We start from the raw sequence: 24,738 nt of genomic DNA, 5'->3' as shown, positions 1-24,738 counted from the left end.
ACATGACCGGCCTCTCCACCATCCTGATCGTCGTCGGGCTCTTCCTCGCCGGCGGTGTGTACTCCTTCGTCAAGCAGAAGATGCCCAAGGGCCTCATCGTGCTGGTGACCATCGCCTCCGTGATGTGCCTCGTCGCCGGCGTCCTGCGGATTCAGGGAATCTGGGAATGAGCGGTATGAGCACTGCGAGCACCCCCAAGAAGGTCGTCGTCTTCGACTACGGCTTCGGCAACGTCCGCTCCGCCGAGCGGGCCCTCGCCCGGGTCGGCGCCGACGTCGAGATCACCCGCGACTACGACAAGGCGATGAACGCCGACGGACTCCTCGTCCCCGGCGTCGGAGCCTTCTCCGCCTGCATGAAGGGCCTCAAGGAGGCCCGAGGCGAGTGGATCGTCGACCGCCGGCTCTCCGGCGGCCGCCCCGTCATGGGCATCTGCGTCGGCATGCAGATCCTCTTCGCCCGGGGCATCGAGCACGGCGTGGAGACCGAGGGACTCGACGAGTGGCCCGGCACGGTCGAGCCGCTGAAGGCCCCGGTCGTGCCCCACATGGGCTGGAACACCGTCGACGCGCCCGAGGACAGCCAGCTGTTCGCGGGCCTCGACGCCGACGCCCGGTTCTACTTCGTGCACTCCTACGCGGTGCGCGAGTGGAACCTGGAGATCGGCAACCCCAACATCCGCGCCCCCAAGGTCACCTGGGCCACCCATGGCGAGCCCTTCGTCGCGGCCGTCGAGAACGGCGCCCTGTGGGCCACCCAGTTCCACCCCGAGAAGTCCGGCGACGCCGGCGCCCAGCTCCTCACCAACTGGATCGAGACCCTCTGATCATGGCTCAGAAGCTTGAACTCCTCCCCGCCGTCGACGTCCGCGACGGCCAGGCCGTCCGCCTCGTGCACGGCGAGTCCGGTACGGAGACCTCCTACGGTTCCCCGCTGGAGGCGGCCCTCGCCTGGCAGCGCTCCGGCGCCGAGTGGCTGCACCTGGTCGACCTCGACGCCGCCTTCGGCACCGGCGACAACCGTGAGCTGATCGCCGAGGTCGCCCGCGCCATGGACATCAAGGTCGAGCTGTCGGGCGGCATCCGCGACGACGCCTCGCTCGCCGCCGCCCTGGCCACCGGCTGCACCCGCGTCAACCTGGGCACCGCCGCCCTGGAGACCCCCGAGTGGGTCGCCAAGGTCATCGCCGAGCACGGCGACAAGATCGCCGTCGGCCTCGATGTGCGCGGCACCACCCTGCGCGGCCGCGGCTGGACCCGGGACGGCGGCGACCTCTACGAGACGCTGGCCCGCCTCGACTCCGAAGGCTGCGCCCGCTACGTCGTCACCGACATCGCCAAGGACGGCACGCTGCAGGGCCCCAATCTGGAGCTGCTGCGCAACGTGTGCGCCGCGACGGACAAGCCGGTCGTCGCCTCCGGAGGCGTGTCCTCCCTGGACGACCTGCGCGCCCTGTCCGGGCTCGTCCCCGAGGGCGTGGAGGGCGCGATCGTCGGCAAGGCGCTGTACGCCAAGGCGTTCACCCTGGAGGAGGCGCTGGAGGCGGTGGCTTCCGTATGACCGACCCCGTGCGCAAGGTCGTGACCGGCGCTCCCTGGGAGGAGCAGTTCGGCTACTCCCGCGCGGTGGAGCTGCCCAACGGCCTGGTCCTCGTCTCCGGCTGCACGTCGATGGTCGACGGCCAGATCGCCGACGGCGGTCCGTACGACCAGGCGGTCAACTCCTTCAACGTGGCCTTCGCCGCGCTGAAGCAGCTGGGCCTGGGCGTGGAGGACGTCGTGCGGACCCGGATGTACCTCACGCACGCGCGCGACGTGGACGACGTCGGCCGGGCGCACAAGGAGCTGTTCGACGCCGTACGCCCCGCCGCGTCGATGATCATCGTTTCCGGCTTCGTCGATCCGCGGCTCGTCGTGGAGGTCGAGGTCGAGGCGTTCCGCTCCGGCGGACAGAGGAGTGAGACGGCATGAGCCTCGCCGTACGAGTGATTCCCTGCCTGGACGTGGACAACGGCCGGGTCGTCAAGGGCGTCAACTTCCAGAACCTGCGCGACGCGGGCGACCCCGTCGAGATGGCCAAGCTGTACGACGCCGAGGGCGCCGACGAGCTGACCTTCCTCGACATCACCGCCTCCTCGGGCAACCGGGAGACGACCTACGACGTGGTGCGCCGCACCGCGGAGCAGGTCTTCATCCCGCTCACGGTGGGCGGCGGCGTCCGGTCGGCGGACGACGTCGACAAGCTGCTGCGGGCCGGTGCCGACAAGGTCGGAGTGAACACCGCGGCCATCGCCCGGCCCGAGCTGATCCAGGAGATCGCGGAGCGCTTCGGCCGCCAGGTCCTCGTCCTCTCGGTCGACGCCCGGCGCACGGCTTCCGGCTCCTTCGAGGTCACCACGCACGGCGGCCGCAAGGGGACCGGCATCGACGCCGTCGAGTGGGCCCACCGGGCCGCCGAGCTGGGCGCGGGCGAGATCCTGCTCAACTCGATGGACGCCGACGGCACCAAGGACGGCTACGACACCGAGATGATCGCCGCCGTGCGCAAGCACGTGACCGTGCCGGTGATCGCGAGCGGTGGCGCGGGCAAGCTCTCCGACTTCCCGCCGGCCATCGCGGCGGGCGCGGACGCGGTGCTCGCGGCCTCCGTCTTCCACTTCGGCGACCTGCGGATCTCGCAGGTCAAGGACGCGCTGCGGGAGGCGGGCGAGCTGGTCCGCTGAGCCGCCCGATCTGTTGAGGCCCCCGCCGGGCGACCGGCGGGGGCCTTGCTCTCGGCCAAATGCGCAGGACTTTTTGTGCAATTTATATTGCGCAAGTTTTCTTTCGTATCTACGGTCGTGTCCATGACCGCTCCCGACCCTCGCCGGATCACCGACCTCGGCACCCTCAAGGCCATCGCGCACCCGCTGCGCATGAAGCTCTACCGGGCCCTGCTCGTGGCTCGTACCGCCACCGCCTCGCATCTCGCCGAGCAGGTCGACGAGGCGGTCTCCCTCGTCAGCTACCACCTGCGCAAACTCGCCGACCACGGCCTGATCGAAGAGGCCGCACCCCAGTCGGCGGACGGCCGCGAGCGGTGGTGGAAGCCCAGCTCGCAAGGGCTCAGCGTGTACGACGAGGACTTCCGCGACGCCCCCGAGAAGGTGGCCGTCAGCGCGGCGCTCGGCCGCACGGTCTTCGAACAGCGCAGCGAGCTCTACCGCGCCTTCCTCGACCGGAAAGCGGCCTGGAGCGAGGAGTGGCGATCGGCGTCCATCGGCTCCGAGTGGATGCCCCGGCTCACCGCGGCCGAGCTGGCCGAGCTGCGACGCGAACTGGACGCCGTGCTGAAGAAGTACGACGACAAGGGCCGCGCCGCGGACCGGGCCGGCGACACCGAGGGCCGCGAGCACGTCGCCGTGCACCTGTACGGATTCCCGTTCCGTACGTGAGACCGAGCCGGGCCGCCACTCTCCGAGAAAGCGATGCGTCGTGACCGTCACCGAGATGTCCGGCACCACCCCCAGCGCCGCCCCCGGGGAGCGGCCCGCCTACCGCGATCCCAACGTCCTGCGCTGGCTCACCGCCTACGGCGCGTCCACCATCGGCGACAGCGTCTACTACCTGGCCCTCTCCTGGGCCGCCGTACGCGGCGGGAGCCCGGCACAGGCCGGACTCGTGCTCGCCGTCAGCGCCGTGCCGCGCGCCCTGCTCATGCTCGGTGGGGGAGTGATCGCCGACCGTTTCGGCCCGCACCGGGTCGTCGTCGTCTCCGACGCGGTCCGTGCCCTGATCGTCCTGGGGGTGGCGGCCCTGCTGTTCACCACCGCTCCCGGCCTGTGGCCGCTCGCGGCCGTCGCCGTCGTCTTCGGCATCGTGGACGCCATGTTCATGCCCGCCGTGGGCGCCCTGCCGCCCCGGATCGCCCCGCCCGGCCAGCTCACCCGCATCCAGGGCATGCGCGGCCTCGCGCACCGGTCCTCGCTCGTCCTCGGCGCCCCGCTCGGCGGCCTCGCGGTCGCCCTCGGCGGACCGGCCGCCGCGTTCGGCGCGGCCGGGCTGCTCTTCGCGGTCTCGCTGCCGCTGCTCCTGACCCTGCGCGTCGCCCCGCTGCCCACCGACGGCGAACGGACCGAGGGCACCCCGTGGCGGGATCTCGCCGACGGGCTCCGCTACATCCGCCGCCACCGGGTCCTCGGCCCGCTGATGATCGTCATCGCCCTGAGCGACCTCGGCTTCGTCGGCCCGCTCAACGTCGGCCTCGCCCTGCTCGCCGACGCGCGCGGCTGGGGCGCCGCCGGCATCGGCTGGGTCCTCGCCGGCTTCGGCGTGGGCGCCGGAGCGGCCTCGCTGCTGCTGACCGTACGGGGCCGTGTCCCGCGCGCCGGGGCCGTCATGGCCTGGACGATCACGATCGGCGCGGGGGCGATCACCGCCCTCGCGTACGTACCCGGGCTCCCCGTCGCGGTGGCCGCCTCCCTCGCGCTCGGCCTCCTCGCCGGGCTCAGCGGCTCGCTGTGCGGGGCCCTCACCCAGACTGCCTGCGACCCCGCCTACCTGGGCCGGGTCACCTCCGTCTCCCACTTCTTCAGCCTCGGCGTGGCCCCGCTGACCTTCCCCCTCACCGGCGCGGCGGTGGGCCTGTGGGGACCCGGCCCGGTCTTCGCGGCCAGCGCCGCGATCTGTGCGGTGGGCGGCGTGTACGGGCTCCTGGTCCCGGCCCTGCGCGGTGCGGAGTTGCCGACGGTGCCGGCCCGGCGTACCTAGGTCGTGTCCGGACACTCCCTAGACGAGTAAGTCCGAAGTGCTGGTCACTGATCGCCTACGACCACTGACCAGCACTTCGGACTTACTCGTCTAGGGCCTGACCCGCGCCTGTCGTCGAGGGGCCTGTTCGCTCCTGAGGAGGGCGTCCGTCACGAGGCGGACTCCCCGGGCCAGGCGGCTCAGCTGCTCCAGTTCGAAGGCGTACAGCCTGATCGTGCTCTCGATCGTGGAACCGGACACGCCGAGCGTGGGCAGCTCCGCACGGCAGGTCTGCATCGCCACCCGCACCGCACGGACCTCGTGCTCGATCTGCAGCTGGGCGTGGCGGGCCAGCAGAACGGGATGACGCGTGAGGGTGGTGTAGCCGCCGTAGCGGGCCGGGAGGAGCTCGCGCAGCCATCGGACGGCCGTGCCTTCCCAGTCGCGGTTGCCCGGGGTCGTGACCGAGTAGGGCCAGTCGCTGCTGACCGGAGTGCGGTGGTGGGACATCGTTGTCGCCTTCGGGAGGGGCCTGTTCGGAGGGGTGCGGCGGCTCGGCCCAGGGGTTGACCGGAGCCGCCGCAGAGGCACCCGCGCGAAGCGCGACGTGCCCCGGGGGAACAACCCAGGGGTCGACTGAGGAGGAGGGGGTCGACCCATCGGCGTTCGATCCGAGCCCGCGGGGGCACGTGTAGTAAATATATATACCGTCGAGTAAGCAAGGGCATGAAAAAATTCATGCGTCCCCGAGGCAGCGAAAAGCCGGTCCCGCGGTGTCGGGACCGGCTCAGTCCTCCAGGAAGAAGTCGTACTGGTCCGACGCCTGCTCGTACTTCTCCAGCCGGACCTGCGTGCGCTCCGGATCGGCGTCCGCCATGGCCTGCAGGATCGCCGCGGAGAGGACCCCCGGCGCCGCGTACGAGTCGAAGACCAGCCGCGAGCCCGTACCGGCCGTGAGTGCCACGTCGGCCTCGTGGGCCAGCGGCCCGAGCGCCCTGTCCGTGATCAGCGCGACGCGCAGCCCGGTACTGCGCGCTGCTCTCATGGCGGCGAGGGTCTCCTTGGCGTGCCGGGGCATCGCGAAGGCCAGCACCCAGGTGCCGCCCGCCTCGCGAGACTGGAGCAGTGCGTCGTAGGCGACGCTGCCGCCACGGGTCACCACCCGCACATCGGGGTGGATGCGCCGCGCCGCGTAGGCGAAGTACTCCGCGAGGGAGACCGAGATCCGCAGGCCAAGCACGGTGAGCGGGACGGATCGGGCGAGCTCGCGGCCGATGTCGAGGATGCGGTCGGTGTTCGCGAGGGTGCGGCGCAGCGACGTCAGGTTCTCGATCTCGGCGTCGACCGCCGCCTGGAGCTCGTTGCGCCGCTGCGCCTGCAGGTCCTCGGGGGATCCGGCGATCGCACTGAGGGCGATGGGCTGGAGCGCATCCCTGAGTGCGGGGTATCCGCTGAAACCGAGTGACGACGCGAACCGGGTCACGGACGGCTGGCTTACGCCCACGCGTTCCGCCAGCTCGGTGATCGACAGGAACGCGGCCTCGGTGAGGTGGTCGAGCAGGAACTGTGCGATACGCCGCTGGCCCGGTGAGAGCCGGTGTCCGCCGAAGAGCGCGCGCACCCGCTCGACGGGCGTCGCCTCCTCCGTCTCCGGGGCAGGCGCGCCGGGTGTGATCGCCGCCGCCTGCGCGCGTGCCTGTTGGCCTGATGGCACGGGGTGCCTCCGTTTCGTCCCGATGCCGCCCAAGATAGTTCACGGACGATCGCTGCAGGAGACAACTGTCATACCGCGCGAGCGTCGCGAGACGGGTCGCCCGCCAGCGCGCTGACGGACTGTCCGATCGGCGTCGGGCGGGGCGTTTCCGTGCGCGGACGGGGCGTTCGCGTGCGCGGGCCTGACGTTTCCTGCGCGGACAGGGCGTTCCCGCGCGCGGAAAGGGCGTTCCCGTGCGGGGTGAGCCCGCACGGGCGGACGAAGGGTCCTAGATCCCCAGCTGTTTCGCCTGGTGCAGCCGCTCCACGGCCTCCTGCTCGCCGTCCAGCTCCACCTTCGCCGCGTCCTGGCGGCCGAAGAGGAACATCGTCAGCTCGCCAGGCTCCCCGGAGACCGTCACCACCGGGGTGCCGCGGTGCGCCACCGCCGTCTGGCCGTTCGGGCGGCGCAGGACCAGGCCCACCGGGGCCTTGCGGCCGAGGAGCCGCGCGCCCTTCTCCAGGCGGTTCCACAGCGCGTCCGAGAAGACCGGGTCCAGCTCCCGCGGCGACCAGTCGGGCTGGGCCCGGCGGACGTCCTCCGCGTGGACGTAGAACTCCACCGTGTTCGCCCCCTCGTCCACCTGCTTGATGGTGAACGGGGACATCCGCGGCGGCCCCGTACGGATGAGCTGGATCAGTTCCTCGTACGGCTTCTCGGCGAATTCGGCCTGCACCCGGTCGAGCCGGGCCTTCAGCGCCGGTACGAGCGTCCCGGCGGCCGCGTCCGGACGGCGCTCGCGCACCACCACATGGGCCGCGAGGTCCCGGGTCAGCCAGCCCTCGCAGAGCGTCGGGGCATCGGGCCCGGCCGCCTCCAACAGGTCGGCGAGCAGAAGTCGTTCACGCTTGGCATGGGTCGACATGCCCGCCAGCGTACGGCCCGGGCCGCCGGTCCGCCCAGTGGACGCTCCGCCGGGCGAACGCCGCGGTCACGGCACAATGGCCGCATGAGCAGCAATCTCGACCCGGCCATCTCCGCCCGCCTCAAGCGCAGCCCGGACGGACTCGTCCCGGCGATCGCCCAGCAGTACGACACCGGCGAGGTGCTGATGCTCGGCTGGATGGACGACGAGGCCCTGCACCGCACCCTCACCACCGGCCGCTGCACCTACTGGTCGCGCAGCCGCCAGGAGTACTGGGTCAAGGGCGACACCTCCGGCCACGTCCAGCACGTCAAGTCCGTCGCCCTCGACTGCGACGCCGACACCGTGCTCGTCAAGGTCGACCAGATCGGCGCCGCCTGCCACACCGGCGCCCGCACCTGTTTCGACGCCGACGTGCTCCCGCTCTCCCAGTAAGGTCACCCGCCATGGACCTCGAGACCTTCCGCAAGCTGGCGGCCGACCGCCGCGTGATCCCTGTCAGCCGCCGGCTCCTCGCGGACGGCGACACCCCGGTCGGGCTCTACCGCAAGCTCGCCGCCGAACGCCCCGGCACGTTCCTCCTCGAGTCCGCCGAGAACGGCCGCTCCTGGTCCCGGTACTCCTTCATCGGCGTGCGCAGCGCCGCCACCCTCACCGTCGCGGACGGCCAGGCGCACTGGTTGGGCACCCCGCCCGTCGGCGTGCCCACGGACGGCGACCCGCTGGCCGCCCTGCGCGCCACCGTCGAGGCCCTGCACACCCCGCGCGACCTCGCGTCCGGAATGCCGCCCTTCACCGGCGGCATGGTCGGCTACCTCGGCTACGACATCGTCCGCCGGCTGGAGAAGATCGGCGAGCACGGCCGGGACGACCTCCAGCTTCCCGAGCTGACCATGCTCCTCACCAGCGACCTCGCCGTCCTCGACCACTGGGACGGCACGGTCCTGCTGATCGCGAACGCGATCAACCACAACGACCTGGAGACCGGCGTCGACGAGGCGTACGCGGATGCCGTCGCCCGCCTGGACGCGATGGAGGCCGACCTGGCCCGCCCGGTCGCGACGGCCCCCGCCGCCCTGCCCGCCTCCGAACTGCCGGAGTTCTCCGCGCTGTGGGGCGGCACGGCGTACCAGGAAGCCGTCGAGGACATCAAGGAGCGGATCAGGGCCGGTGAGGCCTTCCAGGTCGTTCCCTCCCAGCGCTTCGAGACCCCCTGCCGGGCCTCCGCGCTCGACGTCTACCGCGTGCTGCGGGCCACCAACCCGTCCCCGTACATGTACCTCTTCCGCTTCGAGAACGGCTTCGACGTCGTCGGCTCGTCCCCCGAGGCCCTGGTCAAGGTCGAGGACGGGCACGCCATGCTCCACCCCATCGCCGGCACCCGGCACCGCGGCGCCACCCCGCAGGAGGACCACGACCTCGCCGAGGAACTGCTCGCCGACCCCAAGGAGCGCGCCGAGCACCTGATGCTCGTCGACCTCGGCCGCAACGACCTCGGGCGGGTCTGCGAGCCGGGTTCGGTGGAGGTCGTCGACTTCATGTCGATCGAGCGGTACTCGCACGTCATGCACATCGTCTCGACGGTGACCGGCCGCGTCGCCGAGGGGAAGACCGCCTTCGACGTCCTCACCGCCTGCTTCCCGGCCGGCACGCTCTCCGGCGCGCCCAAACCCCGCGCGATGCAGATCATCGAGGAGCTGGAACCTTCGCGGCGCGGACTGTACGGCGGGTGCGTCGGTTACCTCGACTTCGCCGGCGACTCCGACACCGCCATCGCCATCCGTACCGCCCTGCTCCGCGACGGCACCGCGTACGTGCAGGCCGGAGCCGGCGTCGTCGCCGACTCCGACCCGGTGGGCGAGGACAACGAATGCCGCAACAAGGCGGCCGCCGTGCTCCGCGCGGTCCACACCGCCAACCGGATGAACGGCGCGGAGGCGCGTAAGGGATAGTGGGGTACGTGAGTGCTGTACCCGTACCCCAGCCCAGAGCCGCACGCGCGAGCGGAACGGCCGCCCCCGGCGGCCGCCGCAGCCTCGCCGCGGCTCTCCTGCTCGGCGCCCTCGGAGCCACCGTCGTGCTGCTCTCCTCGGGCCAGATCTGGGCCGAGGGAACCGCGTCCGTCGGGGGCGGCACCGTGCCCGTCGAGGCCGACGGCGGCACCGTCACCGGCGTACCGACGGCGCTCGCCGTCGTCGGGCTCGCCGCGCTCGTCGCCGTCTTCGCCGTCCGCCGAACCGGCCGCGCCCTCGTCTCCGGGCTCCTCGCGCTCAGCGGCGCGGGCGCGGCGCTGGCCTCGGTCCTCGGGGCCGCCGACAGCGACGCCCTGGACGCGGAGGCCGCCCGCGTCACCGGCGACTCCGCCGCCGCGGTGGCCGGCCTGACCCACACCGCCTGGCCGTACGTCACCGCCGCCGGTGCGCTGCTGATCCTGCTGGCCGGTCTCCTCGCCCTGCGGTACGGCGGGAGCTGGCCCGCGATGGGCGGCCGCTACGAACGCCAGGGCGGCCCCCGAGGCGCGCGCCCGGCCGGCGCCACCACCCGGCCCGGTGGCGACCCCGACCGGCCCGAGGATCTCTGGAAGGCCCTGGACCGCGGCGAGGACCCGACGCGCGAGGGCTGAGCGCGACGCGTGATCGTTGCGCCACCCCGATTCATCCCCGCGCCCCGGTGTGCGGGACAATGACCGTGAGTGTCCGCGCAGGCGAGACCTCACCACTGAGCCACCACCGAGCAACAGCAACGAGGAGCAACTCATGGCGGGCAGCGCCCACGGACACACCCCGGCCGCCTGGACCGGTGTCATCATCTCCTTCATCGGCTTCTGCATCGCCGGGGTCTTCATGGTGGCGGCGAACGTGGCCGGCTTCTGGGCCGGGATCGCCGTCATTCTCCTCGGCGGTGTCGTCGGCCTCGCCATGAAGGCCGCGGGCCTCGGTATGCCGAAGGAGCCGGAGAACGTCAGGGCCGCCCGCGAGGCGGCCTCCGCGAAGGCCCGGGTCTGACGTACGACCGGTGCGAAGGCGCGGTCCGGCCATGCCGGGCTGCGCCTTCGCGCGTCAGGGGCGAGAATCACCGGGTGAACGCGAAGCCGCCGACCGCCACCCCCGTGCCCGACGACCCGGCCCCATCGCCGCCATTGCCCTCCGGGGCGACGGCCCCGGGCCTGGCTGGTGACCGGATGACCACGGCTCCGGGCCACGAGGGCCCCGCCGGTCGCGAAAGCCCCGTCGGCCCCGCCCGCCCCGTCGCGCCGCCGTCTCTCGGGCGGCGGTTGGTCGCGCCGCTGGGCGCGCTCGTCGGAGTCGGCGCCGCCTTCGCCTATGTCGGCGCGGTCGACCCCAACGAACCCGGCCACTACCCGGTCTGCCCCCTGCTGCGGTTCACCGGCCTCTACTGCCCCGGCTGCGGCGGCCTGCGCAGCGCCCACGCCTTCATCACCGGGGAGTTCGGCGCCGCCGTCGGCGCCAACGCCCTCGCCGTCGTCGGCTACGGCCTCTTCGCGGTCGTCATGACCGTGTGGCTGGTTCGCGTCGTTCGGGGCGTGCCGATGCGCTTCGTGATCTCCTCCGCCTGGTGGTGGGTGATCGGCGCCGTCCTGGCCGCCTTCACCCTGGTGCGGAACCTGCCGTTCGGCTCCGCGCTCGCGCCGTGAAGTCCCAGCAGGTGGGACGCATCTCCACCGGATGCGGGCCCCACGCGCTCCTGCGGATACCATCGACATGGCTGAACCTGGTTCATCTTCACCAACGTCACCATCACCGTCCCGGAAGGGGGCCTCTCGCGTGAGTGTGCTCGACGAGATCATCGAAGGCGTGCGCGCCGACCTCGCAGAGCGGCAGGCGCGGGTCTCCCTCGACGAGCTCAAGGAGCGCGCCGCCAAGGCGCCGCAGGCCAAGGACGGCGTCGCCGCACTGCGCGGGGACGGCGTCAAGGTGATCTGCGAGGTGAAGCGCTCCAGCCCGTCCAAGGGCGCGCTCGCCGCGATCGCCGACCCGGCCGCACTGGCCGCGGACTACGAGGCGGGCGGCGCGGCCGTCATCTCCGTGCTCACCGAGGAGCGCCGCTTCGGCGGCTCGCTCGCCGACCTCGAGGCCGTCCGCTCCCGGGTCGACATTCCCGTGCTGCGCAAGGACTTCATCGTCACCGCGTACCAGCTGTGGGAGGCGCGTGCGTACGGCGCGGACCTCGCGCTCCTGATCGTCGCCGCCCTCGAGCAGGAGGCCCTGGTCTCCCTCATCGAGCGCGCCGAGTCCATCGGCCTCACGCCGCTGGTCGAGGTCCACGACGAGGACGAGGTCGAGCGCGCGGTCGAGGCCGGCGCGCGGGTGATCGGCGTGAACGCGCGGAACCTCAAGACCCTCAAGGTCGACCGGTCCACCTTCGAGCGGGTCGCCCCGGAGATCCCCGCGCACATCGTCAAGATCGCCGAGTCCGGCGTCCGCGGCCCGCACGACCTCATCGCCTACGCCAACGCCGGGGCCGACGCGGTCCTCGTCGGCGAGTCCCTGGTGACCGGCCGCGACCCCAAGGCCGCCGTCGCCGACCTGGTCGCCGCCGGCGCCCACCCGGCCCTCCGTCACGGCCGGAGCTGACCCTCCATGACCACCCGCCGCGCCACGCCGAACCCTCTGGGCTCCGCCCGGAGGGCGTCCGGCGCGCCCGCGGTGACGCTCCCGGGCCCGGCCCGGGAGAGTGCGGTTCCGGGCGGCGGGGGCCCCGCCGTACCGGGCCGGCGAAACCGTCTCCGTACCGCCGCCGCGCCCGCCCACGCCCCGCTGGCCCGAGGCTGCCGCCCGCGCGGCTGCCGGGCGCCGGCGCGCCGTGTGCACGGCCGCCGGGTGCGGTACGTGATCGGTGACGAGCCCGGCCAGGTCAACGGGATGCGATGGCGCCCGCGCCTCGCGCGCACCCAGGCCCCCTAGCCGTCACACGGGACGGGAACCCTCGCGGGTGCCTCCGCCCGTGCTCTCCGCGACCACGACCGCGCCGCGCTCGTGGGCACCGCACGCACCGGGAGCTGGGTCCGGCAGGGGCGCCGTCCGTTGTGCACACCCGTTCCGTCCCAGCGGAACAGGTGCCCACAACGCGGGTTCACGCGCGCATAACGTGACCACTGTCAGCACATCATTCCGGGGCATCCGCCCCGCGAGGAGCAGTCGCATGTCCAGCGAGTTCTTCATTCCGGACCCCGAGGGTCACGTCCCCACCACCGAGGGGTACTTCGGCGCCTACGGCGGCAAGTTCATCCCGGAGGCCCTCGTCGCCGCCGTCGACGAGGTGGCCGTCGAGTACGACAAGGCCAAGGCCGACCCCGAGTTCGCCCGTGAGCTCAACGACCTGATGGTCCATTACACCGGCCGTCCCAGCGCCCTCACCGAGGTGCCCCGGTTCGCCGAACACGCGGGAGGCGCCCGGGTGTTCCTCAAGCGCGAGGACCTCAACCACACCGGCTCGCACAAGATCAACAACGTGCTCGGCCAGGCCCTGCTCACCAAGCGCATGGGCAAGACCCGGGTCATCGCCGAGACCGGCGCCGGTCAGCACGGCGTCGCCACCGCCACCGCCTGCGCCCTCTTCGGGCTCGAATGCACCATCTACATGGGCGAGATCGACACCCAGCGCCAGGCGCTGAACGTCGCCCGGATGCGCATGCTCGGCGCCGAGGTCATCCCGGTCAAGTCCGGCAGCCGCACCCTCAAGGACGCCATCAACGAGGCGTTCCGCGACTGGGTCGCCAACGTCGACCGGACCCACTACCTCTTCGGCACCGTCGCCGGACCGCACCCCTTCCCGGCCATGGTCCGCGACTTCCACCGCGTCATCGGCGTCGAGGCCCGCCGCCAGATCCTGGAGCGCGCCGGCCGCCTCCCCGACGCGGCCGTCGCCTGCGTCGGCGGCGGTTCCAACGCCATCGGCCTCTTCCATGCCTTCATCCCGGACACCGGCGTCCGCCTGATCGGCTGCGAGCCGGCCGGCCACGGCGTCGAGACCGGCGAGCACGCCGCGACCCTCACCGCCGGCGAGCCCGGCATCCTGCACGGTTCGCGTTCGTACGTCCTCCAGGACGACGAGGGCCAGATCACCGAGCCGTACTCCATCTCGGCGGGCCTGGACTACCCGGGCATCGGCCCGGAGCACGCGTACCTCAAGGACAGCGGCCGCGGCGAGTACCGCGCCGTCACCGACGACGAGGCGATGCAGGCCCTGCGGCTGCTCTCCCGTACCGAGGGCATCATCCCGGCCATCGAGTCCGCGCACGCCTTGGCGGGCGCGCTCCAGGTCGGCAAGGAGCTGGGCGAGGACGGACTGATCGTGGTCAACCTCTCCGGCCGCGGCGACAAGGACATGGACACGGCGGCCCGCTACTTCGGGCTGTACGGCGCCGACGCCGCTCCGGTCGAGGCCGACGCCTCCGCCGAGAACGGCGCCGCCGAGATCCAGCGGGACACCGAGATCCAGGGGGGCTCCAAGTGAGCGGGAACATCCGACTGCTGAGCGACACCCTGGCCAAGGCCAAGGCCGACAACCGCGCCGCCCTCATCGCCTACCTCCCGGCCGGATTCCCGACCGTGGACGGCGGCATCGAGGCCGTCAAGGCGGTCTTCGAGGGCGGTGCCGACGTCGTCGAGGTCGGCCTGCCGCACAGCGACCCGGTCCTGGACGGTCCGGTCATCCAGACCGCCGACGACATCGCCCTGCGCGGCGGCGTCCGGATCGCCGACGTCATGCGCACGGTCCGCGAGGCGCACGCCGCGACCGGGAAGCCGGTGCTCGTCATGACGTACTGGAACCCGATCGACCGCTACGGCATCGAGCGGTTCACCGAGGAGCTGGCCGCGGCCGGCGGCGCGGGCTGCATCCTGCCCGACCTGCCGGTCCAGGAGTCCGCGACCTGGCGCGAGCACGCCGACAAGCACGGTCTCGCCACCGTCTTCGTCGTCGCGCCGAGCAGCAGGGACGAGCGCCTCGCCACCATCACGGCCGCCGGCTCCGGCTTCGTCTACGCCGCCTCCCTGATGGGGGTCACCGGCACCCGTGAGTCGGTCGGCGAGCAGGCCGCCGATCTCGTGCGCCGCACCCGGGCCACCAGCGAGCTGCCGGTCTGCGTCGGGCTCGGCGTCTCCAACGCCGAGCAGGCCAAGGAGGTCGCGAGCTTCGCCGACGGCGTCATCGTCGGCTCCGCGTTCGTCAAGCGGATGCTCGACGCCGACGACGAGGCCGCCGGGCTCGTCGCCGTAAGGGAACTGGCGGGCGAACTTGCCGAGGGCGTGCGCCGCGTTTCGTAACCCGTACGGGTGGATCTGGGACCGGGGAGGCGCGTACGTGCCTCCCCGGTTCGTTGCTGAGGCGTGAGCGAGAAGAACCGAGACGGTAAGCAGAGCGCGCGGGAGCGCCTCAAGGAGCAGCGCGACCGCGACAAGGCGCGCGAGAAGCAGCGGCGGGTCATCATCGTGTCGGCCGCGGTCGTCGGCGTCCTCGGCCTGGCCGCGGTCGTCGGCGTGATCGCCGCCAACAGCGGGGGCAAGGGCGGCGGCTCCGACAAGGCGGGCCCGGTCGTCGCGCCGTCCGGTGCCGTCGGGGACGATCAGCCGGCCATCCCGACGGGCCGGGCGGACGCCCCGGCCACGCTCACCATCTGGGAGGACTTCCGCTGCCCGGCGTGTGCCTCCTTCGAGAACGCGTTCCGGGACACCATCCACGAGCTGGAGGCGTCCGGCGCCCTCAAGACCGAGTACCACCTCGTCACCATCATCGACGGCAACATGGGCGGCAGCGGCTCGCTGCGGGCGGCGAACGCCGCCGCGTGTGCGCAGGACGCCCGGAAGTTCGCGCCGTACCACGACGCGCTCTACATCAACCAGCCCGCGGAGACCGACGACGCCTTCGCGAAGAACAGCAAGCTGCTGGAGCTGGCTGCGAAGGTGCCGGGGCTCGACACGCCCGCCTTCCGCAGCTGTGTCGAGGACGGCACGCACGACAGCTGGATCACCAAGTCCACCGACGCCTTCCGGAAGGGCGACTTCCGCGGCACTCCGTCGGTCCTCCTCAACGGAGAATCGATCTTCCCGACCAAGGGCGACGAGCAGATCTCGCCGGAGAACCTGAAGAAGTGGGTCGCCGAGGCGAACAAGGGCAAGAAGCCGGGCACGGCCTCCCCGGCGGCCGACGGCTGAGACCGGTAGTTACCCAGACGTTGCCGGGTGGGCTGCCGTCCCGCCCGCCCGGCAGGGTAGCGTCGGTCATGCCATGGACCTTGCCTACATTCCCAGCCCGTCGACCGGTGTGATCCATCTCGGACCGGTTCCGCTGCGCGCCTACGCCTTCTGCATCATCATCGGTGTCTTCGTCGCCGTCTGGTACGGCAACAAGCGCTGGATCGCCCGGGGCGGCACAGCCGGCACCGTGGCCGACATCGCCGTCTGGGCGGTGCCCTTCGGCCTCGTCGGCGGCCGGCTCTACCACGTGATCACCGACTACCAGCTGTACTTCAGCGAGGGTGAGAACTGGGTCGACGCCTTCAAGATCTGGGAGGGCGGCCTCGGCATCTGGGGCGCCATCGCCCTCGGCGCGGTCGGCGCCTGGATCGCCTGCCGCCGGCGCGGTATCCCGCTGCCGGCGTACGCGGACGCCATCGCGCCCGGCATCGCCTTCGCCCAGGCGATCGGCCGCTGGGGCAACTGGTTCAACCAGGAGCTGTACGGCAAGCCGACCGATCTGCCGTGGGCCCTGAAGATCAGCGCCGGTGTGAACCGTGAGGCCGGGCTCTACCACCCGACCTTCCTGTACGAGTCCCTGTGGTGCGTCGGCGTCGCGCTGCTCGTCATCTGGGCGGACCGCCGCTTCAAGCTGGGCCACGGGCGGGTCTTCGCCCTCTACGTCGCCGCGTACTGCGCGGGCCGGGCGTGGATCGAGTACATGCGCGTCGACGAGGCCCACCACGTCCTCGGCCTGCGGCTGAACGTCTGGACCGCGATCGTCGTCTTCGTGCTGGCCGTGGTCTACATCGTGATCTCCTCGCGGGTCCGACCGGGCCGCGAGGAGACCGTGGAGCCCGCGGCGGGCGGCGACAAGTCCGCCGTGGACGCCGACGCCGACCCCGACACCGACACCGACGCGGACGGTGAGGCCACGGGTGAGGCCGAGCCCGAGGACGCTCCCGCCGACGGGGTCGCGGACACACCGAAGAACGGGGCGGGGTCCGCCGCCAAGGGCTGAGCGGGCACGCACACAACGAACGCGGGGCCGCCGGGACCGAAGGGTCCCGGCGGCCCTGTCGCGTGTCACGCCCGGGCGGCCAGGGCCAGGACGCGGCGGGCGCCCTCCACCACGGCCGCGTCGACGAAGCGGCCGTCCGGGAGGGCCAGGGCGCCTTCCTCGGTCTCCGCCGCCTTGACGACCTCCTCGGCCGCGGCGACCTCGTCGGGGGTCGGGAGGTACGCCCGCTCGATCACCGGGAGCTGGCGGGGGTGGATCGCCGCCCGGCCCAGGAAACCGAGGGAACGTCCCCGGGCGCATCCGGCCGCCAGGGCCTCCAGGTCCCGGACGTCGGGATGGACGGACTGGGCCGGGGGCGGCAGGGAGGCCGCGCGGGCGGCGACCACGAGGCGGCCGCGCGACCAGTCGAGCCCGTCGTCCTCCCGTACGCCCAGATCTGCGCGGAGATCAGCCTCGCCGAGGGCGATGCCCCGGACGGCGGGGTGGGCCGATGCGATGGCGTAGGCGTGCTCGACGGCCGGCGCGCTCTCCAGGAGCGGGAAGAGCGGAACGCCGGGGGCGGCGTCGGCGATCCGGTGGATGTCAGTGGCGTGTGTCACCTTGGGAACACGGAAACCGCCGAGGCCGGGGAGGGAGGCCAGAGGGGGGATGTCGCGCGGTGTGTGGATGCGGACATGGACCGGTACGGGGTGCGGGTCGGAGAGCAGATCGACGGTGGCGGCCAGGGCGTACGCCTTGCGGTCCGGCGCCACCGCGTCCTCCAGGTCGACGATGACCACGTCGGCTCCGGAGGCCAGGGCCTTCTGGACGACGGCGGGGCGGTCGCCGGGGGCGTACAGCCAGGTGAGGGGGACGCTCATACGGCTCCCTCGCCGCGCAGCGCGCTGATCTCGGCGGGGGAGAGGCCCAGTTCGGCGAGGACGTCGGCGGTGTCGGCGCCGTGCGGCCGGCCGGTCCAGCGGATCGCGCCGGGCGTCTCGGACAGCCGGAAGAGGACGTTCTGCATACGGATCGGGCCCAGTTCAGGGTCCGGGACCTCGGTGATGGTGTCCAGGGCGCGGTACTGCGGATCGGTCATCACGTCCCGGATGTCGTAGACGGGCGCGATCGCCGCCTCCGCCTTCTCAAAGGCGGCCATGGCCTCGTCGCGGGTGTGGCGGGCGATCCAGGTGCCGACCGCGTCGTCGAGGACGTCCGCGTGGGCGGCGCGGCTCGTGCCGTCGGCGAACCAGGGCTCGTCGATCAGCTCGGGCCGGCCGACCAGCCGCATCACGCGCTCGGCGATGGACTGGGCGGAGGTGGAGACGGCGACCCAGGAGCCGTCGGCGGTGCGGTACGTGTTGCGAGGGGCGTTGTTGCGGGAGCGGTTGCCGGTGCGGGGCTGGACATAGCCGAGCTGGTCGTACCAGAGGGGGTGCGGTCCGATGACGGAGAGGATCGGTTCGATGATCGCCATGTCGACGACCTGGCCACGGCCGGTGGTCGTCCTGGCGGTGAGCGCGGTCATCACCGCGTACGCCGTCGCCAGGGCGGCGATCGAGTCGGCGAGTCCGAAGGGGGGAAGGGTGGGCGGGCCGTCCGGCTCGCCGGTGATCGAGGCGAAGCCGCTCATCGCCTCGGCGAGGGTGCCGAAGCCGGGGCGGTGGGAGTACGGGCCGAACTGGCCGAAGCCGGTGATCCGCGCCAGGACCAACTCCGGGTTGACGGTGGACAGTTCCTCCCATCCCAGACCCCACCGTTCCAGCGTGCCGGGGCGGAAGTTCTCCACGATCACATCGGCGTCGGCGGCGAGGCGCAGCAGGGTGTCGCGGCCGCCGTGGGTGGACAGATCGAGGGTCATGGTCCGCTTGTTGCGGCCGAGGACCTTCCACCACAGACCGACGCCGTCCTTGGCGGGGCCGTGGCCACGGGACGGATCGGGCTTGCGGGGGTGCTCGATCTTGATGACATCGGCGCCGAAGTCGCCGAGCATCATCGCCGCGAGGGGGCCGGCGAAGAGGGTGGCGAGGTCGAGGACGCGCAGTCCGTGGAGGGGGGCGGGGCTCTCGGGGCGGGTCATACGGCGTCGACCTCCAGGCCGGTGACGGAGTCGTGGGCCGCGTCGATCTCGGCGCGGTACGGCATCGAGGAGGAGGCGCCCTCGCGCTGGACCGAGAGCGCGGCCGCGGCCGACGCCCAGGACAGCGCCTCCGGGACGGGCCGGCCCTCGCCGAGGGCGACCGCGAGCGCGCCGACGAAGGTGTCGCCCGCTGCGGTGGTGTCCACCGCCCGGACGCGCGGGGCGGGGACCGTGACCGGCTCGCCGTCGCGGGCGGCGTAGAGGCTGCCCCGGGCGCCGAGGGTGATGACGACCTCGGGCACGTCCCGCAGCAGCGCCGCCGCGGCGGCGTGCGGGTCGGCGATCCCGGTGAGAGCGGCGGCCTCGTGTTCGTTGGGCACCAACAGGTCGGTGGCGGCGAGGAGTTCGGGGGGCAGCGGCTGCGCGGGGGCGGGGGTGAGGACGGTACGGACGCCGAGGCGGCGGGCGGTCGCGGCCCCCGCGACGACGGCGGAGAGGGGGAGTTCGAGCTGGAGGAGCAGGGCGTCGGCGGTGCCGATCAGGGCCTCGTCGCCGTGGCTGAGGGCGGTGACGGTGCCGTTGGCGCCGGGGACGACGACGATCGCGTTGCCGCCCTCGTCGTCGACGACGATGTGGGCCGTGCCGGAGGCCCCCTCGACGGTGCGCAGCAGATCGGTCTCGACCCCGGAGCCGTCCAGCGCGGCCCGGAGCCGTACCCCGAAGTCGTCGGAGCCGACCGCGCCGATCATCGCCACCTCGGCGCCGGCCCGGGCGGCGGCCACGGCCTGGTTGGCGCCCTTGCCGCCGGGGATCGTACGGAACTCCCGGCCGGTGACGGTCTCTCCGCGCGCCGGGGCCCGGGGGACGAAGGCGACGAGATCCATGTTGGTGCTGCCGAGCACCACGATGCTGGTCATGGGTGTACTGCCTCCAGGTGCGTCAGGTCGGCCAGGGTGTCGAAGCCGATGCCGTCGAAGGACGGGATCGAGGTGGAGAGCCGGTTCTTGAGGGGGGAGGTCCAGCGCTCGGGCAGCCGGTCGGGGTGGCCGGCGAGGAGTCCGGCGACCGAGCCGGCGGTGGCGCCGTTGGAGTCGGTGTCCCAGCCGCCGGAGACCGCCGCGCAGATGGAGCGGGAGAAGTCGCCGTCGGCGTGGGTGAGCGCGGCGGCGAGGAGGGCGGCGTTGGGGACGGCATGGACCCAGTGATACCCGCCGAGGGCGGCGTGGAGCCGGTCCGCGACGTCGTCGAAGTCGGCGGCGGTGCGAGCGGTGTCGATGCCGAGGCGGACCGCTCGGGCGAGGCGCGAGCGGGGAGGGATCACGCCGAGGCCGCACTCCAGTGACCGGTGGACGTCGGCGGCGCCGGACGCGGCGGCGGCGAGGGTGGCGGCGACGAACATGGCGCCGTAGATCCCGTTGGCCGTGTGGGTGAGCGCCGCGTCCCGGTACGCCTGCGCGGCGGCGGCGGCCGGGTCGCCAGGGTGCGTCCAGCCGTGGACGTCGGCGCGGATCTGGGCGCCGATCCACTCCCGGAAGGGGTTGCGGTGGACGGCGGTGAGCGGGGGCTCGATGCCGTCGAGGAGATTGCGGTAGGCGACGCGCTCGGCCGTGAAGGTGCGGCCGGCGGGGAGTTCGTCGAGCCAGAGGCGGGCGACGTCGGCGGTGGTGAAGTCGCGGCCGTACCGCTGGAGGAGGAGCAGATTGAGGAGGGGGTAGTTGAGGTCGTCGTCCTCGGGCATGCCGTCGATGTTCTCGGCGAGCGAGGTGGGCGCGGAACGGCGGTTCCAGGGGTGGGCGGCGAGCAGGTCGGGGGGTACGCCGACGGCGGTGAACCAGGAGGAGAGCGGCCAGTTGCCGGCGGCGCGGGCGAGGGCGCGGATGGCGGGCAGGGGCAGCTTCTCGACGGGTTTGCCGAGCAGGCACCCGGCTGCCCGCCCGAGCCAGGCGGCGTGCAGCCGGTCGCGGAGGGAGGCCGGTTCTCCCGTTCCGCCCTCCGTCGTGCTCCGTCCACGGTGGGCGGGGGGCTGGGGGGCGCGGTTCCGGATGGCGGACAGTGACGTGGGTTCGTCGGGGGCCAGGGGGGTCTCGAGCGTGGACAGTTCGTCGAGGAGGCGTTCCGCCAGGGGGCGGAGATCGGGGCGGGGGGTCGAGGACGCGCCGGCCGTGCGGGGGGCGGGAGGGCCGCCCGCCGCCTGCCAGCGGGCGGCGATCGCGGAGGCGTCGCGGCCGTCTTCCGCCGCCTGGCGGAGCTCGTGGCCGACGAGGTCCTCGGGCTGCACCCAGGTCACGCGCAGGATCATCGGTCCGCGCTCGTCAGGGCCGCGTACGCCGACTCGTGCGCCCGGCGCCTGGCGGTGTCACGGGCGAAGACCTCCCGCGCGACCGAGGCCAGGGCCGCCGCCGGGGCGTGCAGATCGAGGCGGCTCGCCTCCGCCACCCGCTTCGACCAGTCGGCGGGGACGGCGGACTCACCGCGCAGCGCGCCCACGATCGCCCCCGACATCGTCGCGATCGAGTCGCAGTCACGGCCGTAGTTCACCGAGCCGAGCACCGTACGCCGGTAGTCGCCCTCGCCGACCAGCAGCATCCCCAGGGCGATGGGGAGCTCTTCGATGGCGTGCAGACGGGACGGGCGCCGCGCGCCGAGGGAAGGGGCGCGGTAGTCCGGGCCCACCGTGTCGAACGGGGCCACCGCCTCGCGCAGCGGGGCGAGGGCCGACTCGAAGTCCCGGTGGTGGGCCGCCACTTCCGTGACCGCCTCGATCGCCGACCGCGTGCCGTCCTTGGCGAGGGAGAGGGCCGTGCGGACGACGGACTCGGGCGTCGCGCCGGGAGCGCACGCCGCGGCCACCGCCGCTGCGAACACCCCCGCCGCCTCCCGGCCGTACGAGGACTGGTGCGCGCCGGCGACGTCCAGGGCCTCCGCGTACGCGCCCTCCGGGTTGGCCGCGTTGACCAGGCCCACCGGCGCCATGTACATCGCCGCCCCGCAGTTGACGATGTTTCCGCTGCCCGCCTCGCGCGGGTCGACATGGCCGTAGTGGAGTCGTGTCACGATCCACTTCTCCGCGAGGAAGATCCGCTGGAGGGGCAGGGCTTCGGCCTCCAGCTCCGGGATCCAGACGGGGTTTCCGATGAGTTCGGGGACCAGGTGGTCGGCCACCGCGTACGCGTCGAGGTGGTCGCGCACCTTCTCGTACACCCTGATCAGGGCGTGGGTCATCAAGGTGTCGTCGGTGACGTTCCCGTCGCCCTTGTGGTACGGCGCGATGGGGCGGGCCGTCCGCCAGGACGCGCCGTTCCAGGGGCCGACGATGCCGGTGATCCGGCCTCCGTGGCGCTCCACGATCTGCTCCGGGGTGTAGCCCTCGACGGGGCCGCCGAGGGCGTCGCCCACCGCCGCGCCGACGAGGCTGCCCGCGATCCGGTCATCCAGTGTGGGTGTCATGTCGGAATTGTCCACCCGTGGTGGTCAGTTCCGTGTCTCCCAACAGCCCGGCGAGTTCCACCAGGTCGGTGCCCGCGAGGCGGGGGAGGGCGCAGCCGGCGAGGGTGCGGCAGGCGTCGCGCCAGGTGGCGGGGATGGAGTCGCCACCCCCGAGCGCACCGGTGAGCGCGCCCGCGAGGGCGGGCGCGGAGTCGGCGACGCGGGAGAGGCAGGCGGCCGCCGGTACGGCCGCGGCCGCCTGGCCGCGCGCGGCGGTGGCGAGGGCGAGGGCGACGGGGACGGTTTCGGCGGCGGCGATGCCGTAGCTGTAGACGTGGTCGACGATCTGGTGCTCCAGCAGGGGGACGAGCTCGAAGGCGGACGCCGCGTCCTGCGCCATCTTCACGGCCTGTCGGGCGTTGCGGCCGATCTCGGTGGCGGGCGGCAGCTGGGCGAGCGCGGCCGCCACGGCGTCGTCGACCGTCGCCCCGCCGAGGGCCGCGGCGACGGCCGCGGCGGTCGCGCGGGCACCGTGGACGCCGTCGCCGTCCTGGGTGTACCGCGCGTCGAACTCGGCGAGTTCGGCCGCGGCGGCCGGATCGCCGGGGTGGACGACGGCGAGGATCGCGGCCCGGACGCAGGCGGCGTCGTCGAAGTAGTGCGGGTTGTCGTGGCCGGTGGCGGGCGGACGCAGCCCGGTGGCGAGATTGCCGAGCCCGGCGCGGACCGAGATCCGGGCCCGGAGGGGGAGGACGGCGGACTCGACCTCGGGGGCGCGGTCGGAGGCGGCGGCGATCTGGCTGGCGAGCGCGTTCCAGGCCAGGTCGACGGCGGCGCGGAGGCGGCGCTCCGGGGCGAGGGAGGAGAAGGGGGGGCCCGCGGCGGCGAGAACGGCCTCGGCGGTGAAGACCGCCCACTCTGCGTCGTCGGAGGGGCCGAGGCGGAGGGGTTCGGGGGGCTGGTTGAGGGCGATGGGGACGGGGAGGGTGGTGGTGGCGTTCTGTTCGGCGAAGGTGTCGAGCTCGCGGGTGAGGCGACGGGTCCATTCGGGCATGCGGGCGGCGCGATGTCTGGCCGCGGGCCAGCCGGCGGCGTCGCCCGCGGCGAGGCCGAGGAGGAGGCCCTCGATATGGGCCCTGTTCCGGGTGCCCGGTCCCGGGGCGAGCCCCAGGGCCCCGTCGCTGCCCCCCGCATCGGGGGCGCCGTCCCTGTCCAGGGCGCCGCGCTCGTGGGCTGTGCCCACCCGTTCCGCCCCAGCGGAACGGATGCCCACAGCGGTAGCGGCAGCGGTGGTGGGGACGGGGTTCGGGGCGGGACGACCGCCCACGGCGGCACTGGCGGGGGCAGCGGCAGCGGTAGCGGTGGTGGGGTCCGGCGCGGGACGGGTGTCCGCGGTGGCACCGGCACTGGCAGCGGCAGCGGCAGCGGTAGCGGTCGTGGGGTTGGGCGCGGGACGACCGCCCACGGCGGCACTGGCGGGGGCAGCGGCAGCGGTGGTGGGGTTCGGGGCGGGACGGGTGTCCGCGGTGGCTGCGGCAGTGGGGTAGGGGGCGGAGCCGTAGGCGCGGTGGGCGGGGTCCGGCGTCGTCATGCCGCTTCCTCCTCGTCCGTCGTCAGCAGGTCGGCGATGTCCAGGACGTGGTAGCCGCGCATCGACGGGAGGCAGCTGCCCGTCACCGGGGCGATCGCCGTCGCCCATTCCTCGGGGATCGCCGACACGCCCGCCGACGCCCCCGCGAGCGCCCCCGCGACCGCGGCCGTCGTGTCGGCGTCGCGGCCCATGTTGACCGCGGTCAGCACGGCCGTACGGAAGTCGCCGCGTGCCGCCGCGAAGGCGCCGAAGGCGAGGGCGACGGCCTCCGGGGCCAGATCCGTCCAGGGGTAGCCGCCGATGACGACCGCCGAGCGGACCGTGCGCTCCCGCGTCAGGGCGTCGGGCTGGACGCGCTGCGCCGCCACCACCGCGCGGCGCATCGAGCGGGCCGTCCAGGAATCCATCGGGACCGCGGAGAGCGCGGCCGCGATGACCGAGGTCACCGACGCGCCCGCCATCGCCGCCGCGACGCCCGCCGCGACCGCCTGCCCGCCGTAGATGCCCTCGCCGTCGTGGCTGACGCTGCCGTCGATGGCGACGAGCCGCGCGGCTTCGGCGGGGCGGCCGGCCGCGAAGACCCCGAAGGGCGCGGCGCGCATGGCGAGTCCGTCCGACCAGGCATGGCGGTGCTGGGCCGAGATGGGGGCCGCCAGACCCCGGCGGAGGTTCTCCAGGGTGCCGCGCTCCGAGAACCCCGCTCCACGGAACGGGCCCTCGTCCAGGTCGGCGATCCAGTGGTGCCAGGCCCGTTCCACATGCTGGACGGTCAGGGCCGAGCCGTGCCGGGCGAGGAGCAGCCCCGAGAAGATCGCGTACTCCGTGTCGTCGGTGCCGGCCGGTCTGTCCGTCACGAAGCCCTCGATCCGGCCCCAGCGGCGGCGGATCTCCGAGGGACGCATGTTCTCGGCGGGCGCGCCGAGCGCGTCGCCGACCGCGAGGCCGAGGAGCGCGCCCCTGGCCCGCTCGCGCGTGTCGCAGGCAGTCGTTCGCATCTCGCTCGCCCTCTCGCTCGCCTTCCGCGGTTCCTGGATCTGTGCCACGCGAGGGGCCCGAGGTGTGCGCGGAATCGTTTCTGTCACCCGGCTGACACCCCGC

Annotated in this window: 27 protein-coding genes; 17 read left to right on the top strand and 10 right to left on the bottom strand. The window is 73.2% G+C overall.

What is annotated here, in order from left to right:
• Positions 1–2: 2 nt before the first annotated feature.
• The 7 genes from ABZY12_RS10410 (at position 3) to ABZY12_RS10380 (ending at position 4,748) form a co-directional block, all read left to right on the top strand.
• On the top strand, positions 3–170 hold the full coding sequence (locus ABZY12_RS10410; RefSeq protein ID WP_356888883.1) for a hypothetical protein: 168 nt from the start codon (positions 3–5) through the stop codon (positions 168–170).
• Positions 171–175: 5 nt separating this feature from the next.
• Positions 176–826 carry an imidazole glycerol phosphate synthase subunit HisH gene (gene hisH / locus ABZY12_RS10405; protein ID WP_356888882.1) on the top strand — a complete coding sequence of 217 codons (651 nt, stop codon included), beginning with the start codon at positions 176–178 and terminating at the stop codon, positions 824–826.
• Positions 827–828: 2 nt separating this feature from the next.
• Positions 829–1,560 (top strand): bifunctional 1-(5-phosphoribosyl)-5-((5-phosphoribosylamino)methylideneamino)imidazole-4-carboxamide isomerase/phosphoribosylanthranilate isomerase PriA, encoded by a 732-nt coding sequence (priA, locus tag ABZY12_RS10400; RefSeq protein ID WP_356888881.1) that lies wholly within the window; start codon positions 829–831, stop codon positions 1,558–1,560.
• Positions 1,557–1,970 carry a RidA family protein gene (locus ABZY12_RS10395; protein WP_356888880.1) on the top strand — a complete coding sequence of 138 codons (414 nt, stop codon included), beginning with the start codon at positions 1,557–1,559 and terminating at the stop codon, positions 1,968–1,970. Before priA ends, ABZY12_RS10395 begins: the two co-directional genes overlap by 4 nt.
• The gene (hisF, locus tag ABZY12_RS10390) at positions 1,967–2,722 is read left to right on the top strand and encodes an imidazole glycerol phosphate synthase subunit HisF (protein WP_356888879.1); all 756 of its coding nucleotides are present in this window, start codon (positions 1,967–1,969) and stop codon (positions 2,720–2,722) included. The genes ABZY12_RS10395 and hisF overlap by 4 nt, the downstream gene beginning before the upstream one ends.
• Before the next feature lie 123 nt (positions 2,723–2,845).
• The gene (locus tag ABZY12_RS10385) at positions 2,846–3,433 is read left to right on the top strand and encodes a helix-turn-helix domain-containing protein (RefSeq protein ID WP_356888878.1); all 588 of its coding nucleotides are present in this window, start codon (positions 2,846–2,848) and stop codon (positions 3,431–3,433) included.
• Positions 3,434–3,488: 55 nt separating this feature from the next.
• Positions 3,489–4,748, top strand: coding sequence for an MFS transporter (locus ABZY12_RS10380; protein ID WP_356889008.1), 1,260 nt, complete (start codon positions 3,489–3,491; stop codon positions 4,746–4,748).
• A gap of 90 nt (positions 4,749–4,838) precedes the next feature.
• Here ABZY12_RS10380 and ABZY12_RS10375 read toward each other — a convergent pair whose 3' ends face one another.
• The 3 genes from ABZY12_RS10375 to ABZY12_RS10365 form a co-directional block, all read right to left on the bottom strand.
• Entirely contained in the window at positions 4,839–5,237 is a 399-nt protein-coding gene (locus ABZY12_RS10375; RefSeq protein WP_356888877.1) for a hypothetical protein, read from the bottom strand.
• 277 nt (positions 5,238–5,514) lie between these two features.
• Entirely contained in the window at positions 5,515–6,441 is a 927-nt protein-coding gene (locus ABZY12_RS10370) for a MurR/RpiR family transcriptional regulator (RefSeq protein WP_356888876.1), read from the bottom strand.
• Positions 6,442–6,709: 268 nt separating this feature from the next.
• Positions 6,710–7,345 carry a TIGR03085 family metal-binding protein gene (locus tag ABZY12_RS10365; RefSeq protein ID WP_356888875.1) on the bottom strand — a complete coding sequence of 212 codons (636 nt, stop codon included), beginning with the start codon at positions 7,343–7,345 and terminating at the stop codon, positions 6,710–6,712.
• 84 nt (positions 7,346–7,429) lie between these two features.
• Here ABZY12_RS10365 and hisI point away from each other — a divergent pair, with 84 nt between their 5' ends.
• The 10 genes from hisI (at position 7,430) to lgt (ending at position 16,564) form a co-directional block, all read left to right on the top strand.
• The gene (gene hisI, locus ABZY12_RS10360; protein WP_356888874.1) at positions 7,430–7,780 is read left to right on the top strand and encodes a phosphoribosyl-AMP cyclohydrolase; all 351 of its coding nucleotides are present in this window, start codon (positions 7,430–7,432) and stop codon (positions 7,778–7,780) included.
• A gap of 11 nt (positions 7,781–7,791) precedes the next feature.
• The gene (locus ABZY12_RS10355; RefSeq protein ID WP_356888873.1) at positions 7,792–9,297 is read left to right on the top strand and encodes an anthranilate synthase component I; all 1,506 of its coding nucleotides are present in this window, start codon (positions 7,792–7,794) and stop codon (positions 9,295–9,297) included.
• Positions 9,297–9,968, top strand: coding sequence for a TIGR02234 family membrane protein (locus ABZY12_RS10350; RefSeq protein ID WP_356888872.1), 672 nt, complete (start codon positions 9,297–9,299; stop codon positions 9,966–9,968). Before ABZY12_RS10355 ends, ABZY12_RS10350 begins: the two co-directional genes overlap by 1 nt.
• 133 nt (positions 9,969–10,101) lie before the next feature.
• Positions 10,102–10,350, top strand: a complete 249-nt coding sequence (locus ABZY12_RS10345; RefSeq protein WP_356888871.1) for an HGxxPAAW family protein — start codon at positions 10,102–10,104, stop codon at positions 10,348–10,350.
• Between the two features lie 176 nt (positions 10,351–10,526).
• Positions 10,527–11,000, top strand: coding sequence for a DUF2752 domain-containing protein (locus ABZY12_RS10340; RefSeq protein WP_356888870.1), 474 nt, complete (start codon positions 10,527–10,529; stop codon positions 10,998–11,000).
• Between the two features lie 130 nt (positions 11,001–11,130).
• Positions 11,131–11,940 (top strand): indole-3-glycerol phosphate synthase TrpC, encoded by an 810-nt coding sequence (gene trpC, locus ABZY12_RS10335; protein WP_356888869.1) that lies wholly within the window; start codon positions 11,131–11,133, stop codon positions 11,938–11,940.
• A gap of 568 nt (positions 11,941–12,508) precedes the next feature.
• Positions 12,509–13,822, top strand: coding sequence for a tryptophan synthase subunit beta (gene trpB / locus ABZY12_RS10330; RefSeq protein ID WP_356888868.1), 1,314 nt, complete (start codon positions 12,509–12,511; stop codon positions 13,820–13,822).
• Complete coding sequence (trpA, locus tag ABZY12_RS10325; protein ID WP_356888867.1) at positions 13,819–14,634, top strand: tryptophan synthase subunit alpha; 816 nt, start codon at positions 13,819–13,821, stop codon at positions 14,632–14,634. Before trpB ends, trpA begins: the two co-directional genes overlap by 4 nt.
• Before the next feature lie 63 nt (positions 14,635–14,697).
• The gene (locus tag ABZY12_RS10320) at positions 14,698–15,522 is read left to right on the top strand and encodes a thioredoxin domain-containing protein (protein WP_356888866.1); all 825 of its coding nucleotides are present in this window, start codon (positions 14,698–14,700) and stop codon (positions 15,520–15,522) included.
• A gap of 73 nt (positions 15,523–15,595) precedes the next feature.
• Positions 15,596–16,564, top strand: coding sequence for a prolipoprotein diacylglyceryl transferase (lgt, locus tag ABZY12_RS10315; RefSeq protein ID WP_356888865.1), 969 nt, complete (start codon positions 15,596–15,598; stop codon positions 16,562–16,564).
• A 65-nt stretch (positions 16,565–16,629) separates the two neighbouring features.
• Here the strand turns inward: lgt and ABZY12_RS10310 are convergent, their stop codons facing one another.
• The 7 genes from ABZY12_RS10310 to ABZY12_RS10280 all read right to left on the bottom strand — a co-directional run bounded on the left by ABZY12_RS10310 (position 16,630) and on the right by ABZY12_RS10280 (position 24,635).
• Positions 16,630–17,424 carry an aldolase/citrate lyase family protein gene (locus tag ABZY12_RS10310; RefSeq protein ID WP_356888864.1) on the bottom strand — a complete coding sequence of 265 codons (795 nt, stop codon included), beginning with the start codon at positions 17,422–17,424 and terminating at the stop codon, positions 16,630–16,632.
• On the bottom strand, positions 17,421–18,623 hold the full coding sequence (locus ABZY12_RS10305) for a CoA transferase (RefSeq protein WP_356888863.1): 1,203 nt from the start codon (positions 18,621–18,623) through the stop codon (positions 17,421–17,423). Before ABZY12_RS10305 ends, ABZY12_RS10310 begins: the two co-directional genes overlap by 4 nt.
• Positions 18,620–19,540: a ribokinase gene (gene rbsK, locus ABZY12_RS10300; protein ID WP_356888862.1), complete on the bottom strand. Its 921-nt coding sequence runs from the start codon at positions 19,538–19,540 to the stop codon at positions 18,620–18,622. The genes ABZY12_RS10305 and rbsK overlap by 4 nt, the downstream gene beginning before the upstream one ends.
• Positions 19,537–20,922, bottom strand: a complete 1,386-nt coding sequence (locus tag ABZY12_RS10295; protein ID WP_356888861.1) for an ADP-ribosylglycohydrolase family protein — start codon at positions 20,920–20,922, stop codon at positions 19,537–19,539. The genes rbsK and ABZY12_RS10295 overlap by 4 nt, the downstream gene beginning before the upstream one ends.
• Complete coding sequence (locus tag ABZY12_RS10290) at positions 20,919–22,070, bottom strand: ADP-ribosylglycohydrolase family protein (protein ID WP_356888860.1); 1,152 nt, start codon at positions 22,068–22,070, stop codon at positions 20,919–20,921. The genes ABZY12_RS10295 and ABZY12_RS10290 overlap by 4 nt, the downstream gene beginning before the upstream one ends.
• Positions 22,051–23,220, bottom strand: a complete 1,170-nt coding sequence (locus ABZY12_RS10285) for an ADP-ribosylglycohydrolase family protein (protein WP_356889007.1) — start codon at positions 23,218–23,220, stop codon at positions 22,051–22,053. Before ABZY12_RS10285 ends, ABZY12_RS10290 begins: the two co-directional genes overlap by 20 nt.
• Before the next feature lie 416 nt (positions 23,221–23,636).
• A complete protein-coding gene (locus tag ABZY12_RS10280; protein WP_356888859.1) occupies positions 23,637–24,635 on the bottom strand; it encodes an ADP-ribosylglycohydrolase family protein in 999 nt (332 codons plus the stop codon).
• Between the last annotated feature and the right edge of the window lie 103 nt (positions 24,636–24,738).

The sequence above is a fragment of the Streptomyces sp. NPDC006551 genome, from assembly GCF_040611675.1.
In the GTDB taxonomy this organism is placed as follows: domain Bacteria; phylum Actinomycetota; class Actinomycetes; order Streptomycetales; family Streptomycetaceae; genus Streptomyces.
Note: the sequence above shows the minus strand (reverse complement) of the source record. Positions and strands in the feature narration are given on the sequence as shown.

Coding starts and splice junctions, on each gene's coding strand:
- ABZY12_RS10340 (WP_356888870.1), top strand. CDS start 10,527: ATGACCACGGCTCCGGGCCACGAGGGCCCCGCCGGTCGCGAAAGCCCC.
- ABZY12_RS10295 (WP_356888861.1), bottom strand. CDS start 20,922: ATGATCCTGCGCGTGACCTGGGTGCAGCCCGAGGACCTCGTCGGCCAC.
- lgt (WP_356888865.1), top strand. CDS start 15,596: ATGGACCTTGCCTACATTCCCAGCCCGTCGACCGGTGTGATCCATCTC.
- hisI (WP_356888874.1), top strand. CDS start 7,430: ATGAGCAGCAATCTCGACCCGGCCATCTCCGCCCGCCTCAAGCGCAGC.
- hisF (WP_356888879.1), top strand. CDS start 1,967: ATGAGCCTCGCCGTACGAGTGATTCCCTGCCTGGACGTGGACAACGGC.
- ABZY12_RS10365 (WP_356888875.1), bottom strand. CDS start 7,345: ATGTCGACCCATGCCAAGCGTGAACGACTTCTGCTCGCCGACCTGTTG.
- ABZY12_RS10345 (WP_356888871.1), top strand. CDS start 10,102: ATGGCGGGCAGCGCCCACGGACACACCCCGGCCGCCTGGACCGGTGTC.
- trpB (WP_356888868.1), top strand. CDS start 12,509: ATGTCCAGCGAGTTCTTCATTCCGGACCCCGAGGGTCACGTCCCCACC.
- ABZY12_RS10375 (WP_356888877.1), bottom strand. CDS start 5,237: ATGTCCCACCACCGCACTCCGGTCAGCAGCGACTGGCCCTACTCGGTC.
- ABZY12_RS10280 (WP_356888859.1), bottom strand. CDS start 24,635: ATGCGAACGACTGCCTGCGACACGCGCGAGCGGGCCAGGGGCGCGCTC.
- ABZY12_RS10310 (WP_356888864.1), bottom strand. CDS start 17,424: ATGAGCGTCCCCCTCACCTGGCTGTACGCCCCCGGCGACCGCCCCGCC.
- ABZY12_RS10410 (WP_356888883.1), top strand. CDS start 3: ATGACCGGCCTCTCCACCATCCTGATCGTCGTCGGGCTCTTCCTCGCC.
- rbsK (WP_356888862.1), bottom strand. CDS start 19,540: ATGACCAGCATCGTGGTGCTCGGCAGCACCAACATGGATCTCGTCGCC.
- ABZY12_RS10305 (WP_356888863.1), bottom strand. CDS start 18,623: ATGACCCGCCCCGAGAGCCCCGCCCCCCTCCACGGACTGCGCGTCCTC.
- ABZY12_RS10290 (WP_356888860.1), bottom strand. CDS start 22,070: ATGACACCCACACTGGATGACCGGATCGCGGGCAGCCTCGTCGGCGCG.
- ABZY12_RS10395 (WP_356888880.1), top strand. CDS start 1,557: ATGACCGACCCCGTGCGCAAGGTCGTGACCGGCGCTCCCTGGGAGGAG.
- ABZY12_RS10355 (WP_356888873.1), top strand. CDS start 7,792: ATGGACCTCGAGACCTTCCGCAAGCTGGCGGCCGACCGCCGCGTGATC.
- ABZY12_RS10380 (WP_356889008.1), top strand. CDS start 3,489: ATGTCCGGCACCACCCCCAGCGCCGCCCCCGGGGAGCGGCCCGCCTAC.
- priA (WP_356888881.1), top strand. CDS start 829: ATGGCTCAGAAGCTTGAACTCCTCCCCGCCGTCGACGTCCGCGACGGC.
- ABZY12_RS10385 (WP_356888878.1), top strand. CDS start 2,846: ATGACCGCTCCCGACCCTCGCCGGATCACCGACCTCGGCACCCTCAAG.
- hisH (WP_356888882.1), top strand. CDS start 176: ATGAGCACTGCGAGCACCCCCAAGAAGGTCGTCGTCTTCGACTACGGC.